Origin of the sequence: Novosphingobium aquae, from assembly GCF_037572715.1 — a bacterium.
GTDB classification, from domain to species: Bacteria; Pseudomonadota; Alphaproteobacteria; order Sphingomonadales; family Sphingomonadaceae; genus Novosphingobium; species Novosphingobium aquae.
Genome location: NZ_JBBHJY010000010.1, coordinates 64,670 through 79,100, shown reverse-complemented (window position 1 = coordinate 79,100; position 14,431 = coordinate 64,670). Strand labels below are relative to the sequence as shown.

The following is a 14,431-nucleotide window of genomic DNA, read 5'->3' as shown; positions in this document are numbered from 1 at the left end:
GCAGTTCGATCAGAAGTCGAATTCGACAAATTTTCCGTCGAAATTGCCCTTCAGCTGGGTGATCGCCGCCGCCAGCTTGTGCGGGTCGGCACCCGCCAGATAGCCATCGATGATCCGCTGGTAATTGCTGATCAGGCCTTCCTTGTCATAGCTCAGCCGCATGAAATCGAAGCCGGTGGCGTGCATGCCCTGCTGCTGGATCGGGATGTTCGAATAGTCCTGCCGCGGGATCGGCGGGAATTCCTGACTGTCATAAGGCAGCATGGTCATTTCCGTCGGCACCGGCGGTTCCTCGCCCGGTGCGAAGGGCGCCAGCGCCCACAGTTCGAAAAGGCAGGACTCCGGCCCCAGCGGGCGGATGCGATAGGATGACATGGCCGAGAACATCGGCAGCAGGAAGTAGTGCGGGAACAGGAATTCCACTGCGTTCACCGGATCGTTAACCGCAGCGGCGTTGAGATCGGGCACCGGCACGCCCTTGGCGCTCAGTTGCTTGTGGACCTGATCGTTGATCATGCCGAAGAACATCATCACCGCCTGGGCTGGGTCCTCAGGGAACGGCGCATCGACCAGCGGACGAGCAATCTCGATCTCGCGCTTGTCGACCATGCCGGCCATACCCTCGCTGAGCAGCTCGAGGTGCTCCATCTGGCTGACGATGTTGTCGCGCACGCTCATGTCCGGATTGATCGGAATTCCGATACCGCCGGTGTCAAACCCGTACATCGAATTGTAGAGCGCGGGGGCGGTTCGCTGCAGCTGCGGGTGCGTGCGCATCACGTGGTAGCCTTCCATGAAGGCCTCCATCGCGACTTTCCAGTTAGCCGGCAGAACCGTGCCATACCACCATTCGGAGCGCAGGTTCTGCATCCCGTGAGCGTCGAGCGCCTTCATCACCGGGCCGAGGCTTTCGGACAGCGAGGGCGCATTGTCATCATGGTTGATGAAGGCGCAGCCGCCGGCCACCTCAACCCGGCAGGGCCTCAGCGCAAGGTCGGCCTGATCAAGCTGGCGTTCCTCGAACAGGTGGCGGCCATAGACGAAGGTGTTTTCACCTTCCATATTCCAGCGCCAGCCGTGGAACGGGCAGATGAAGCCCTTCCCCTTGCAGTTGCCGTGCATCTGGCCATCGTTGAGCGGCACGCCGCGGTGGCGACAGGCGTTGTGATAGGCTTTCACCCCGTCTTTCGTGCGCACGACGATGACCGACTTGCCGAGGTTCGAATATTCGATCCAGTCGCCCACTTCGGGGATCAGTTCGAGCCGGCAGGCCATCTGCCAGACGTGTGGCCACAGGTGCTCGACCTCGGCCTTGTAGAAATCCTCGTCGTAATACCGCTTGGACGGAATGCGGTCCGGTTCGGTGATCTTGAACGGAACCTGCCTTGCTTCGGCCATCGAAAATTCTCCCGGGGGGTGCAGCTTATGCCCTGCTGACCGGTTGTATAGCGCGGATTTGGCTGCGCAACCGGCAAGGGCGCGTGCCCAGCAGAACCCGCGGGAAAATCGGCTGGGCGGTGTTAGGCTCCGGATTTACCCCGCAAGGTCGGCATCCGGCCCTGCAGCAAAGGCCGCGAGTTGCTCCTCGAAGCGGCGGCGGATCGGCTCGTCGCGGTCGAACGAGGTCAGGATATAGAACTGCCCCCGCTCTATCCCGCGCACGGCCATTTCGCCCGCCACCCCTGCATCAAGCCCGCCGGGCATCTTGCCGCCGGGGCGCAGATTACCGCCGATCTTCGCAGTGTTCTCCGGCAGGTTGGTCATCACCAGCCCCGGGCACATGAGCGACACGCCCACCCCGTGCGGTGCCATTTCCACCCGCAGCGTCTCGCTCAGCGACACTACGGCGTATTTGCTGGCGGAGTAGGCCCCGGTCGTCGCGCGCTCGCTCGACAGGCCGGCCATTGAGGCGACGTTGAGGATGTGGCCCCGCCCCAACGCACGGATACCTGCGCCGAAGGTGACGATTCCGTTGTAAACACCGTAGAAGTTGATGCCGAATATTCGCTCGAAGCTTTCCGGCTGCGAATCCGCCAGTTCGAGGCCATCAGGCGCAATCCCGGCGTTGTTGACCAGCAGATCGACCGGACCGAACACTTCCTCGGCCTTGCCCTTGGCCGCCTGCCATTGTTCCCGGTCGCGCACGTCGAGCAACACGCCGCGCAGGGCATTGCCGCGCGTTGCCAGCACTTCGGCGAGCGCGTCGGCGTTGATGTCGGCAATGGTCACCCGCACGCCGCGCTTCAGCAGCGCATCGGCAATGCCGAGCCCGATGCCACTCGCTCCGCCAGTGATGAAGGCGTGATTGGTGGAACTGAGTTGCATCGAAAGTCCTCCGTTCATTTTCAACCTCCGCTCAGGACGAGCGGGACCGGAGGTCAGACATCCTTGACCGGGATGGCGAAGCGGTCCGTGTAGTCCTTGAAGTGATCGCGCACCCACTTGGCCGAGAGCCCGAATTCCTCAAGCGTGTAGCTGTGCTTGCCGTGCTTGTTCTGCGGGTTGTAGTCCATCATCGCCTGCATTCCGGCCTGCGCATCAGCGGTGAACTCCGTGCCGAACCGGTCATAGAGCGCGCGCATCGTGCCCAGCGGGTCCTTGATCTGTGCGGCGTACTGGATATCGAAGATGGCGTCCTCGCCGCGCTTGTCGCGGAAGGCGTTCTGCCGCGCGATCATGTGGTCGAAGGTCTGCAGCAGGCATTCGGCGATCTCGCCCAGCTTCATGTCCTCGGTATAGATCGGTCGCACCGCTTTCAGCAGCGAGCAGGCAGAACCGACAACCTCGACCGGATCGCGGTGCGTCATCACCAGTTCGGCATCGGGATAGACCGTGGTCAGCGCATCAAGGAACAGCGGGTGCCAAGGGTTCTTGAGCGTCCACTTGCCGCCAACGTTCTGCTGCAACAGTTGCAGGATCTGCTTCTGGAAGCGGAAGGCTGGCACATAATCCGCACCGAAGAACCACTCGCGGTAGCTCGGGATGTTGACCTGCGAATCGTAGATCTGCGAACAGAACGACTGCGCCATCGCATACTGGTCCTCGCTGGGTGAATCGGCATCCTCCCAGTGAATTGCGGCGATCTGCGGCATGTATTTCATCGCCATCTCGCCCTTGGCCAGTTCGGCGAGATAGCGCGGATCTGACTTGTAGTCGGGCGCGGCCGGCGGCATCGAATCCAGCGCCTCGAACCGGCGATAGCAGCGGCGCGCCGGATCGGCGGAGAGCAGGTTGATCGTCATCGTCGTGCCGGTGCGCGGCAGGCCGAAAACGAAGGTCGGCTTGTCGATCGGCACTTCGAGCAGTTCGGGATGCTGCTTGGCGTAATCGACCGTCTTAATGCGGTTGATCAGGTAGCTGGTGATCGATTGCTCCCACATCGCCGCACCGCGTTCGGAAAGCCGCGCCTCCTCGTTCGAGGCCTTGACCAGCACTGGCAGCCCTTCAAGCTGTGCAGGATCGCCAAGGTCCTCAAGCCCGGTGGCGGCGCGGGCATTGGCGATGATCGTTTCGACTTGCATGGGCATTTCCTAGATCGTGAATGAGTAGCCGCCGTTGACCGGATAGGTCTGGCCGGTGATCCAGCTGGCGGCATCGGAACAGAGGAACAGCACCATGGCCGCGACATCGTCGGGGGTGCCGTAACGGCGGATGACGTATTGCGAGAGCTGCGCTTTTGACATCGGCGTCTCGAGAAATTCGGCGAGCTGTTCATCGCTCATCGGCGGGGTCAGCGTGGAGAGCGAAACCGCATTGCTGGTGATGCCATAGCGGCCAGCTTCCTTGGCGATGGAGCGCACGAAGCCCGCAGCTCCGGCCTTGGCAGCGGCATAGGCAGCCAGGCGCTGCTCGCCGAGCCGCCCGGAATCGGACACGATGGTGACGATACGGCCGCCTTTGCCGGCCTCGACCATCGCTGGCAGCGCAACATGGCAGCAGTTCATCACGCCGTAGAGATTGGTGCCGAAAAAGCGCGGCCATTCGGCAGGATCGGCCTGCCAGAATTCGGGTGAGCGGCCCATCTTGTTGCTCGGACCCGCCATGCCGGCGTTGTTGACCAGCAGGTTGATCGTGCCGAGTTGGCAGCTGGCTTTGTCGAAAGCCGCCTTGACCGAGGCATAGTCCGATACGTCGGCCTGAACGGCGATGGCACTGCCCCCGGCGGAGCGGATTTCCTCTGCCACGGCCTCGGCGCGGTCGAGCACGAAGTCATTCACCGCCACGGCTGCGCCATGATCGGCGAGCGCCAGCGCAATGCCGCGGCCAGCTCCCTGCCCGCCGCCGGTGACGAGGGCGGCGCGACCGCTGAGGTCGAGGATGTCGCGTGCGGCCATTGGTCCCTCCCGCCGTTCTAAGGCCTGCGCGTTATTTCCCCGCCGCCGCGCCGTTGCAAGGCGCGGCGCACACGCCGGGGCGATGCCATGCGACAGGCCTGTCGTAATTCCTGTTTTGCCGGTTGCCATCTGGCAGAGCGTCATGATCCAATAAGGGCAACTGAAAGGGAGAGCCATGCCTGATAGGCTGCCACTGCTGCATCGCCCGGGCTCGTCCTTCGGCGCTGGAAACGGACTGCTGCGCGCCGAGCACTTCCAGATGGCATGGGCCACAAACGACCTCGATCAGGCGCGGGCGCTGATGTCGGAGCGGCTGGGAATCCGCAACTGGACGCCGATCGGCGGGCCCAACCCGCAAGGCGGCGAAACGCAGGTCCTGCTCGCCTGGCTCGGCACCATGATGTACGAACTGATCACCGCGAGCGGTCCGGGTGCAGGGATCATCATGGACCGGCTGCCGGCGGGTGACGGCTTCGTGATGAAGCATCACCACCTCGGCTACCTGATCGCCGACGAGGCCGAATGGCAGGCCCTGGAGTCCGAAACCGCGCGCGCCGGCTTTGCCATGCCGCACAAGAGCGTGAACGCGGGCTTCATCACCAGTTGCTTCGTCGAAGTGCCCGAACTGGGCCATTACCTCGAATACATCATGCCCGAACCGGCGGGGATCGACTTCTTCCAGAACGTGGCGAGGAACTAAGGCTATGGGCGCGACATTCGATTTTGCCGGCAAGATCGTGCTGGTCACGGGCGGAGGCTCGGGCATTGGTCTGGCGACAGCAACCGAATTTGCCCGAGCGGGGGCGAAGGTAGCTATCGCGGGGCGCAAGGCGGACCGGCTTGAAACAGCGGCTGCCAAAATTCGCGAGGCAACCGGCGGCGAGGTGTTCTGCGTCGCCGCCGACGTGCGCAACATGGAGCAATGCCAAGCGCTGATCGCGGCGGTGGTTGCCCACTACGGACGGCTCGACGTGCTGGTAAACAACGCGGGCGGGGCGCGTCATGCGGCGCTGCGCAATGCCAGCCTTGAAACGTGGCGGCAGGACCTGTCGCTCAATCTCGACAGCGCATTCTTCTGCGCACAGGCCGCCTATCCGCACCTCAAGGCAGCGGCGGCTGAGACCGGACAGACCGCCGTGGTCAACATCTCCTCGCTCGCCGGAAACAACGGCACGATGGGCTGCGGGGCCTATTCTGCGGCCAAGGCGGGGCTGCAGATGCTCACCCGCGTCGCCGCTGCCGAGTGGGGTCCCAAGGGCATCAGGGTGAATGCAGTCGCCGCCGGGATGATCGCCACCCCGCTCGCCAAGGCCAACTGGGCCAAGACCGGCTTCGACGCCGCGCGTGCCTGCACCGCCTTCCCCCTGCGCCGCCCCGGTGAGCCTGAGGAAGTCGCGCAGGCTGTGCTGTTCATGGCCTCCTCCAGCGCCAGCTATATCACCGGCGAGACGCTGATCGTTGGCGGCGGGCCGCAGATCAAGGGCATGATCGACACCGATGACTGATCCGCTCGCCCCTCCCACGCGCTTCGCTGGCAGCGAGGCGCAATTGCACGATGCCGCAGCCGCGCTAATCGAAGGCTGGGCCGATTTCGGCGCGGACGATTATCGGCGCGGGCTGGAAGTGCTGCTCCATTCGATGGACTACGACCCGCGCTGGAGCGAAGACGGGCGGCGACGCGGCTGGATGGGGCTCGCCTCTGTCCTCGCCGCGCGCGGCCATGCGGTGCGCGCGATGGCGCAGACTCCCGGTTGGAACGCCCATGCCATCACCGCGCCGATCATCATCACCGGCCTGCCGCGCACAGGGACGACCGCGCTGCATAAGCTGCTCGCGGTGGATCCGCAGTTCCAGGGCCTGCAGACCTGGATCACCAGCGCGCCGCAACCCCGCCCACCGCGCGATACTTGGGAGGCCAATCCGCGCTTCCAGCGCTCGGTCGCCGAACTGGAAGCCCGCCACCGTGAAAAACCGGCGGCACTTGCCGCCCACGCCATGGCGGCGGAGGAAGTCGACGAGTGCTGCCTGATCCTGCGGCAGGGTTTCGTCTCCAACCTGTTCACCTGCGGCTGGTCGGCGCAGAGCTATGACCTGTGGCGGCGTGAGCAAAGCGAGGCGCATTGCTACGCCCATTTCGAGCGTGTGCTGCGGCTGGTCGGCAGCAACGAACCGGACAAGCGCTGGCTACTCAAGAACCCCGGCCATATCGAAAGCCTCGATGCGCTGTTCGCGCAGTTTCCCGATGCAAGAGTGATCCAGACGCACCGCGATCCGGCCAAGGCAATCCCCTCGCTCTGTGCGCTGCTGATCGGCAACCACGCGCTGTTTGAGGAGGGCCGGATTGAAGAACGCGCCTGGCAGATGGGCCTTGCCGAGACCGAAAAATGGGCGCGCGCTATCGGCCGTGCAGAGCCTGTGCGGGAGGCCCATGCGAGCCAGGTGCTCGACGTAATCCACACCGATTTTCACCGCGATCCGATGGGCACGGTCGAGCAGGTCTATGCCTTTGCCGGGCTTGAGCTGAGCGACAAAGTCCGCGCCGATATGGCTGTGCGGATCGAGGAAAAGCCCGAACTGGCGCATGGCCCGCACCGCTATTCGCTCGAGGATTTCGGCCTGTCCGCCGGGCTCGTTCGCGAGATTTTCGGCGATTACGTCGAACGCTTCGACCTGCTGGAGAAGCGCGCATGAAGGCAGCGATCTATGCCGGCAAGGGCGGGTCGATCACCATCGAGGACCTGCCCGATCCCGTCCCCGGCGCGGGCGAGGTGGTCATCCGTGTCCACCGCTGCGGCCTGTGCGGCACTGACCTTTCCATGACCAAGGGCGAGCTGTTCGATTTCGGCCCGGGACAGTTCGGCCACGAATATGCCGGCGAAATCGTTGCGCTGGGCAAAGGGGTCGAAGGCCTGCGGTTGGGGCAGAAGCTCGCGGTCAATCCCTCGGGCGCCTGCGGGCATTGCGCGGGCTGCGCGGGCCACAACCACGTCATGTGCCATGAAGCGCCAAGCGCCGCGCAGGGTTTTGCCGAATATGTTCGCTTCGCCGCGAACCTTGCCGTGCCGCTGCCGGAAGCCTTGTCGATGGCAGACGGCGCGCTGATCGAACCTCTTGCGGTGAGCCTTTACGGCCTGCGCCAGTCCGGCATCCGCGCAGGTGACCGGGTAGTGGTACTCGGCGGCGGGACAGTGGCGCTTTACGCGATTTACTGGGCGCGGCGCATGGGCGCATCGCGGATCATCGCCCTCTCTCGCTCGCAGCGCCGCCGCGACATGTGCTTGGCCATGGGCGCCGATGCTTTCGTCCCATTCGGTCAGAACGAGGTGGCTGAGACCATCGACGCACTGGGCGGCCCGGCAGACATCGTCTTCGAATGCGTCGGCGCGGAAGGGATGCTGGCCAAGTCGATCCAGCATGCCAAGACCTACGGCAAGGTCGTCAGCCTCGGTTTCTGCACGAAACCAGATCCCTTCATGCCCGCGTTGGCGGCCTACAAATGTGTCACGATGCAGTTCCTCGTCGGCTACGGCATGGACGAATTCCTCTATATCGCCCGCGAGATGGATGGGGGCCACATCGACCCCAAAACCATCATCACCAGTCAAGTGCCGCTGGCCGCCCTGCCGCAAACGATGGACCTACTGCGCGGCGCCAACAATGAAACGAAGGTGCACGTGCTGTGCTGAAGGGATGCAAGCCATGAGCGATGCCGAAGCAAAGGGCCTCGCCCTGTTCACCGAGATCTACGGCGAGGAAATGGCCGAAGGCACCCGCCGACTATATGAGGACGGCACGACTTTCGGCAGCGAACAATCCCGCTGGACGATGGAATGGACCTTCGGTTCGGTCTGGGCGCGAGAGGGGCTGGCGCGCAAGATGCGGTCCTGCACTGTGCTCGGCATGCTGATCGCCCAAGGCGCGGCGGACGAGATCCGTTATCACACGCGTATGGGCATGCGGAACGGCCTGACCCGCACCGAGATCGAAGAAATCTTCTACACCGCCTTCCCCTATTGCGGCTTCCCCAAGGCAGCCACCGCCAAGCGGGCCATGCTGCTGGGGTTCGAGGATTACGACAAGCAGGAGAACGGCAAGTGAGCATGCAACACGGCGGCACCCAACTTGATGGCTTGGGCTATCGCGGCAAGACCTGCGTGGTCACCGGCGGCGCATCGGGCATGGGCGAGCAGGTCGCGCGCATCCTCGGCGAACTTGGCGCGAAGGTGCACATCGTCGACATTGCCGAACCGAAGGTCGCCTGTGAGAGCTACACGCCGCTCGATCTGTCGGACTTCAACGCGGTTCGTGCCGCTACTGAAAATCTGAAAGCCCTCGCCCCGATCCACTTCCTGTTCCCCTGTGCCGGCCTGCCGCCGATGGTGAAGGGGCCGCTCTATTGCATGCGGGTCAACTATGTCGGCACGCGGCTCTTCGTCGAAAGCCTGCTGCCCGCTCTGGAGGATGGCGCAGGGATCGCGCTGATTTCCTCCGACGCGGCGATGGGCTGGATGAAGAACCTTGCCCAGTCGATGCAGATGCTCGCCCTTTCCGACCCCGATGAGGCGCTCGCATGGGTTGAGGCTGATCCCGACAACCGCCTGCGCGACGGGTATACAACATCCAAGGAGATGTTGGTCGTGTGGACCGCCCATGCGGCGGTGAAGCTCGGTCTGGAACGCCGCATCCGGCTGAACTGCATTGGCCCCTGCCCCACTCGCACCGCCTTCATGGACGTGCAGGAGACCGCGCTACCTGACGGCTTCCTTGACAAGTGGCCCTACCCCTCGCTCGGCCGAATGGCGACGGCGGAAGATCAGGCCTGGCCGCTGGTGCTTCTGAACAGCGCACTCAACGCCGCGATTACCGGCACTTTCCTTTACACCGACCAAGGCTTTGCTACCGGCGTGTTCACCGGTGCGATCGACCCCGCCTTCATGGGCGGATCGAAGCTCTAGACCGACAGGATATCTGATGACCGAAACCAAGGCCGCCCCGCCCCCGCCCAAACGACCGCGCCCGCGCCTCGATGCGATCAACCGCCCGTTCTGGACCGGCGGCGCTGAGGGCAAGCTCTACATCACGCATTGCGGTGATTGCGGGGAATGGACGCATCCGCCCCGCGAGTTCTGTCGTCACTGCCAGAGCGAGAACGTCGCCCCCGAAGCCGTTCCCGGCACTGGCGTGATCGATACGCTGACGGTCAACCACCAGCCGTGGATGCCGGGTCTGCCGGTGCCCTTCGTCATCGCCCGCGTGAAGCTGGATGGCGCGCCGGGCGTGATCCTGACGACGAATGTCGTCGGCTCGCCGGTCGACGAGGTTGACTTTGACGACCGGGTCCGGGTCACATTCGAGGAACAGGACGGCATCTGGTTCCCCCTTTTCGAGAAGGAGGCCTGAGCCATGGCGCTGAAGCACGAAGCCTACATCACCGGCATTGGCCAGAGCGAAGTCGGCGTGCGGCTGGCCCGTTCGCCGATGGGCATCACGATGGACGCAATCAAGGCAGCCATGGCCGATGCCGGGCTGACCTTTGATCAGATCGACGGGGTTGCGACCTATCCGGGGCGCATGGCCGGCTTCCTCGGCTTTTCGCCAATCGGCGTCGATGAAGTGATCGAAACCTGCGGCATCAAGGCGCGCTGGCACATGGGCGGCGGCGAAATTCCCGCCCAGCTTTCCGCCATTGCCGAAGCCGCCGATGCCATCCGCAATGGCCACGCGCGCCACGTGATCTGCTTCCGCACGGTCTACGAAGCCGCCGCCATGTCCCGGCCCGAGGAGTTCCCGCCGGTGCGCCGTGAATTCGTCGAGGGCTCATCGCAATGGACCGCGCCTTACTTCGCGATTTCGGCCGCGTGCTGGGTGGCGCACTATGCCATGCGCCAGATGAAGCGCAACGGGATGACCCGCGAACAGCTCGCCCAGATCGCGCTCAACGCCAACCGCAATGCACTGGACAATCCGAATGCGCGGGCGATCACCAAGAAGCCGCTGACGCTCGACGAATATATGGAGGCACGGCTGATCACGACGCCGTTTTGCCTCTATGATTGCGACCGGTTCAGCGATGCCTCGACCGTGCTGATCCTCTCGGCCGGCGATGCGCTCGACGAGGTCAAGACCACGCCGATCCGCGTCGCCGCCAGCGCCGGATCGGTGCACCGCTATTCGTGGGACCAGCCGGATTACATGGCGAGCTATGCCACCGGCCCCGACCTCTGGGCGCAGACCGATTACAAGCCCAAGGACGTTGGCACCGTCCAGTTCTACGATGGCTTCGCCTTCTTCCCGATCTCGTGGCTGGAAGCGCTGGGCTTCTGCGACATCGGCGCGGGGCACGAGTTCATCGACGGCGGCAAGCGGATTGCGCGCGACGGCGACCTGCCGCTCAATACGGCCGGTGGCCAGCTGGGCGCGGGGCGGCTCCACGGCTTCGGCTTTGCCTATGAAGCGGCGCTGCAATTGCGCGGAGACGCGGGCGAGCGGCAGATCCCTGGCGATCCCAAGGTGGCCGTGGCAACATCAGGCGGCGGTCCGCTCGCCGCCGCGCTGCTGCTGGCGCGCGACTGATGGGCGTTCTGGAGGGCAAACGGGCGGTCGTCACCGGCGCGGCGCAGGGCATTGGCGCTGCCATAGCGCGGCGCTTTGCCGCTGAGGGTGCGAAGGTGATCCTTGCCGACATCGACGGGCCGGGGGTTGAAGCCCTTGGGGCCGAGATCGGACAGATCACCGTGACCTGCGACGTGTCGCGCGTGGCCGAACTCGATCGTCTATTCGACCGCGCCAAAGACAAATGGGGCGCGCTCGACATTCTGGTCAACAATGCCGGCGTCACCCACGCGGCCGAGCTCGATGACCTGACCGAGGAAGCTTATGACCGGGTCATGGGCATCAACCTGAAGTCGATGGTCTTCGCAACGCAGCGCGCGGCGCGGCTGATGCAGCGCGGGGGATCGGTGATCAACATGAGCTCGGTCAACGCCGTGCTCGCGATCCCGACGCAGATTCCCTATGTGATTTCCAAGGGCGGGATCAGCCAGCTGACCACGGTCACCTCACTCAACCTCGCTCCGCGCGGCATCCGGGTCAATGCGATCGGGCCGGGCACGATCCTCACCGAGATGGGCAAAGCCTTCCTCAGTGACGAAGCCGCAGTCAAACGGGTGATGAGCCGCACGCCCATGGGCCGCGCCGGCGAGCCGGAGGAAGTCGCCGATGTCGCGGTGTTCCTCGCCAGCGAGCAATCGAGCTATATCACCGGTCAGACAATCTACTGCGATGGCGGCAGGCTGGGCCTCAATTACACGGTCTGAGGCCGGTGCATGGTGGGCGCTGACGGGCTCGAACCGCCGACCCTCTCGGTGTAAACGAGATGCTCTACCAACTGAGCTAAGCGCCCATGCACCGGTAAGCCGCGCTATTGAGAGGTTTTTGGCGGCGCGTCAACCGGGTTAAAAGAGACTAGGCTGGCCTCGAAATGACCGGTGTGAAGGGTAGAGTCCCGGAATAGTCCCGGAGCCACGACTGCTCTCAGAGCCAAGATTTCGGGCCAATCGTCTGTTTGAGGGGTCTCGGTCCCGGCTTCCGCCGGGATGACGGTTGTGCAGATTTTGTGCAGGCAGCTCTAAGCATTCGCAGCACCATTCGCCATGATGTGCGCGCCAGACACCCAGCTCGCCTGAGGCGATGCGAGGAATGCGACCACCGCTGCTACTTCCTCTGCCCGGCCGATGCGTTGGAACGGGGAGGCTTGCTCGTAGAAGGAACGGTATGGCTCGGGCGTGCGTTCGGCCATGCCGGGGCTGGTCGCTCCGGGGATTACCGTGTTCACCGTCACCCCCTGCTTGCCCAGTTCCTTGGCCCAGCTCTCGGTGAAGGACTTGAGCGCTGCCTTTGTCGCCGAATAGATCCCGGAACCACCCATGGGAAACTCCGCCAGCGTCGAGCCGATATTGATCAGGCGGCCGCCTTCCCCCAGGCGCTTTGCCGCTTCACTCGCGACATAGAGCGGACCCTTGAGGTTGATGCCCAGCATCCATTCGAGCTGCTCGTCTTCAAGAGTGACAAGGCTGCCACCACCGCTGACGCCGGACGAATTGACGACGATGTCCAGACCGCCGGGTTCGCGGTCAATCGCCTCGAACAGGCCCACAACATCGCTTCGCCGCGAAATGTCGGCTTGCAAGGCTTTGGCTTGCCCGCCAGCAGCCTCGATCAACTGCACGGTTTCCACTGCGCCGGCATTGCTGCTCGCGTAATGAACGATGACGTAGGCGCCGTCCGCCGCCAGCCTTTGGGCAATGACTCTGCCCATGCCGCGACCCGCGCCGGTTACGAGCGCGCGCTTGCCGGCTAACGGTTGCACTTCCATCTTGCTTCCTCTTCCTTGGATTCACTCCGGGTCTTTGACGACCCATGTTCCGGTCTTTTTGAGATCACCAAGCACGTCGTGGACAACCTTTTCGCAGATCACCGATGCGTGGGTGATGACCACCGCGCTGTTTCGCGCGATCGACACCTGCCGCCTGAAGCTGGCATTGCCGATCCGGGCGATGGAAACTCGCCCGGCGGCAACGTCTATGGCAACGGCGGACAGCGGCAGGATCGAATAGCCGTGCCCGGCGGCGATCAGGCCGCTGGCATGAGCAAGGGCATCCATGTCGCGATAGGTCTGCAGGCCGATCCGGTGCTTTGCCGCTTCCTGATCAATCAGCTGGCGCAGGCTGTGGGGGAAGCCCGGCAGGATCAGCGGCAGTTCGGGCAGTCGCGCTACGTCGACTACCACCGTGCCGTCCAGCCCGCCGAACTCGCCAGGCGGGCCGACAAGAAACAGCTCTTCGCTGGCCAGATGGCTGAAGGCGAGCTTGCGCCTTGGCCCAAGGTAGTTGAGGATGCCAAGGTCAACCTTCGCTTCTTCAAGCCAGCCCCAGATCTGCGCGGTCATCGCTTCGACAAGGCGGAAGCGCACGTTGGGCGCCCGCTCGGCCATGGCTTCGAACAGCGCGGTGCCGGCAATGCGGCTGATCGAATAGGGCGCGGCAAGGATGACTTCGCCCACTGCGTCTTCCCCCGATTGCCGGGCATCTTCCAGCGCCGAATTCACGCCCTCGATGATCGAGCGCGCATGGGCCAGGAACCGGCGGCCGGACTCGGTCAGGGTGACACCGCGCGCGGTCCGGGCAAACAGCGCGACACCGGCCTCGTCCTCAAGCCGCAGCAATTGCTGGCTGAGCGAGGGCTGCGATATGCCGAGCGAATCCGCAGCGCGTGTGATCGATCCGGTTTCGGCGATCTTCAGGAAGCTGCGGAGGTAGCGTGTTTCCATCTTGGCGGGCCTGACGATCAGCGTGAAGGCAAGGCGGGACTATGCGTCACAAGCCGGCGATCTCCAACAGCAGGCCGGTGACCAGATCAGCGTCCGTGATCATCACATCGTGACCCGCTTCGACTTGCCGCACATGATCGCCATCCCGCCAGCGGGCGCGGATGGCTTCCGGTCTGCGCTCCAGCGTTGCCGCGCAATTGATGATGGCGCGCGGGATGCGCGCGAAAGCTTCAGGGTTGGATAGCGCGAGCCGGGTTTCAAACGTGTTCCAGGGATGCGGTGTCAGCCGCGCCAGCGCCCAGCTGGCCAGCTTCTCATCGGCAATGCCGTAAAGCTGCCGCACCAGCGCCGGGCCGGGCCAGAGCCCCAGCCGGACACCGTCCACGACTTGCACATCGTTGAACGACTGCAACCCCGGTGAGATGTCGAACAAGCATTCACCGTCGGCCGGAATCGCGGCGTCAAGAAAGACTAGTCGCCGGATCCGGTTCGCCGCGCGGTCCGCCGCCCCCGATATGACCATCCCGCCATAGCTGTGGCCGACAAGGATCACGTCCTCAAGGTGTTCGTCCCATAGCAGGGTGAGCAGGTCCTCGACGTGCGAATCCAGCGAGATGTCCGCCCTTGCCTCGTGCCGGCTTTCGCCCAGCCCGGTCAACGTCGGCGCGTGGACGCAGTGGCCCTGTGCGCGCAGGTTGCTGGCGACGAAGTCCCAGCACCAGCCGCCATGGCCGCCGCCGTGGACAAGAACGAACGTCGCCATTCGGGC

At 64.1% G+C, this 14,431-nt stretch carries 16 protein-coding genes and 1 tRNA gene; 9 read left to right on the top strand and 8 right to left on the bottom strand.

The genetic code is table 11. The features are described 5' to 3' along the window. Positions 1-9 precede the first annotated feature (9 nt). The 4 genes from WG900_RS17360 to WG900_RS17345 all read right to left on the bottom strand — a co-directional run bounded on the left by WG900_RS17360 (position 10) and on the right by WG900_RS17345 (position 4,334). Positions 10-1,398, bottom strand: a complete 1,389-nt coding sequence (locus WG900_RS17360; protein ID WP_339969162.1) for an aromatic ring-hydroxylating oxygenase subunit alpha — start codon at positions 1,396-1,398, stop codon at positions 10-12. A 135-nt stretch (positions 1,399-1,533) separates the two neighbouring features. Next, positions 1,534-2,325 carry an SDR family oxidoreductase gene (locus tag WG900_RS17355; RefSeq protein WP_339969161.1) on the bottom strand — a complete coding sequence of 264 codons (792 nt, stop codon included), beginning with the start codon at positions 2,323-2,325 and terminating at the stop codon, positions 1,534-1,536. A gap of 53 nt (positions 2,326-2,378) precedes the next feature. Beyond that, complete coding sequence (locus WG900_RS17350; RefSeq protein ID WP_339969159.1) at positions 2,379-3,521, bottom strand: sulfotransferase family protein; 1,143 nt, start codon at positions 3,519-3,521, stop codon at positions 2,379-2,381. Between the two features lie 9 nt (positions 3,522-3,530). Beyond that, complete coding sequence (locus tag WG900_RS17345) at positions 3,531-4,334, bottom strand: SDR family NAD(P)-dependent oxidoreductase (RefSeq protein WP_339969157.1); 804 nt, start codon at positions 4,332-4,334, stop codon at positions 3,531-3,533. A 175-nt stretch (positions 4,335-4,509) separates the two neighbouring features. Between WG900_RS17345 and WG900_RS17340 the strand changes: the two genes are divergently transcribed. Genes WG900_RS17340 through WG900_RS17300 form a run of 9 tightly spaced genes read left to right on the top strand, consistent with a single transcriptional unit; the run spans position 4,510 to position 11,650 of the window. Then, positions 4,510-5,034 carry a hypothetical protein gene (locus tag WG900_RS17340; protein ID WP_339969155.1) on the top strand — a complete coding sequence of 175 codons (525 nt, stop codon included), beginning with the start codon at positions 4,510-4,512 and terminating at the stop codon, positions 5,032-5,034. Between the two features lie 4 nt (positions 5,035-5,038). Beyond that, on the top strand, positions 5,039-5,839 hold the full coding sequence (locus WG900_RS17335) for an SDR family NAD(P)-dependent oxidoreductase (RefSeq protein WP_339969154.1): 801 nt from the start codon (positions 5,039-5,041) through the stop codon (positions 5,837-5,839). Further along, complete coding sequence (locus WG900_RS17330; RefSeq protein WP_339969152.1) at positions 5,832-7,025, top strand: sulfotransferase family protein; 1,194 nt, start codon at positions 5,832-5,834, stop codon at positions 7,023-7,025. Before WG900_RS17335 ends, WG900_RS17330 begins: the two co-directional genes overlap by 8 nt. Next, positions 7,022-8,020, top strand: a complete 999-nt coding sequence (locus tag WG900_RS17325; RefSeq protein WP_339969150.1) for an alcohol dehydrogenase catalytic domain-containing protein — start codon at positions 7,022-7,024, stop codon at positions 8,018-8,020. Before WG900_RS17330 ends, WG900_RS17325 begins: the two co-directional genes overlap by 4 nt. Before the next feature lie 13 nt (positions 8,021-8,033). Further along, entirely contained in the window at positions 8,034-8,432 is a 399-nt protein-coding gene (locus WG900_RS17320; RefSeq protein ID WP_339969148.1) for a carboxymuconolactone decarboxylase family protein, read from the top strand. Positions 8,433-8,434: 2 nt separating this feature from the next. Beyond that, positions 8,435-9,289 (top strand): SDR family oxidoreductase, encoded by an 855-nt coding sequence (locus WG900_RS17315; RefSeq protein ID WP_339969393.1) that lies wholly within the window; start codon positions 8,435-8,437, stop codon positions 9,287-9,289. A gap of 16 nt (positions 9,290-9,305) precedes the next feature. Further along, positions 9,306-9,734, top strand: a complete 429-nt coding sequence (locus tag WG900_RS17310) for a Zn-ribbon domain-containing OB-fold protein (protein WP_339969146.1) — start codon at positions 9,306-9,308, stop codon at positions 9,732-9,734. Positions 9,735-9,737: 3 nt separating this feature from the next. Then, complete coding sequence (locus WG900_RS17305; RefSeq protein WP_339969144.1) at positions 9,738-10,907, top strand: thiolase family protein; 1,170 nt, start codon at positions 9,738-9,740, stop codon at positions 10,905-10,907. Then, entirely contained in the window at positions 10,907-11,650 is a 744-nt protein-coding gene (locus WG900_RS17300; protein ID WP_339969142.1) for an SDR family NAD(P)-dependent oxidoreductase, read from the top strand. Before WG900_RS17305 ends, WG900_RS17300 begins: the two co-directional genes overlap by 1 nt. Positions 11,651-11,660: 10 nt before the next feature. On the opposite strand, the gene WG900_RS17295 is transcribed toward WG900_RS17300, so the two are convergent. The 4 genes from WG900_RS17295 to WG900_RS17280 form a co-directional block, all read right to left on the bottom strand. After that, positions 11,661-11,736, bottom strand: a tRNA-Val gene (locus WG900_RS17295). 225 nt (positions 11,737-11,961) lie between these two features. Further along, positions 11,962-12,708: an SDR family oxidoreductase gene (locus WG900_RS17290; RefSeq protein ID WP_339969140.1), complete on the bottom strand. Its 747-nt coding sequence runs from the start codon at positions 12,706-12,708 to the stop codon at positions 11,962-11,964. Between the two features lie 21 nt (positions 12,709-12,729). After that, the gene (locus tag WG900_RS17285; RefSeq protein WP_339969138.1) at positions 12,730-13,662 is read right to left on the bottom strand and encodes a LysR family transcriptional regulator; all 933 of its coding nucleotides are present in this window, start codon (positions 13,660-13,662) and stop codon (positions 12,730-12,732) included. A gap of 46 nt (positions 13,663-13,708) precedes the next feature. Next, entirely contained in the window at positions 13,709-14,425 is a 717-nt protein-coding gene (locus WG900_RS17280) for an alpha/beta fold hydrolase (RefSeq protein ID WP_339969136.1), read from the bottom strand. Positions 14,426-14,431: the final 6 nt, after the last annotated feature.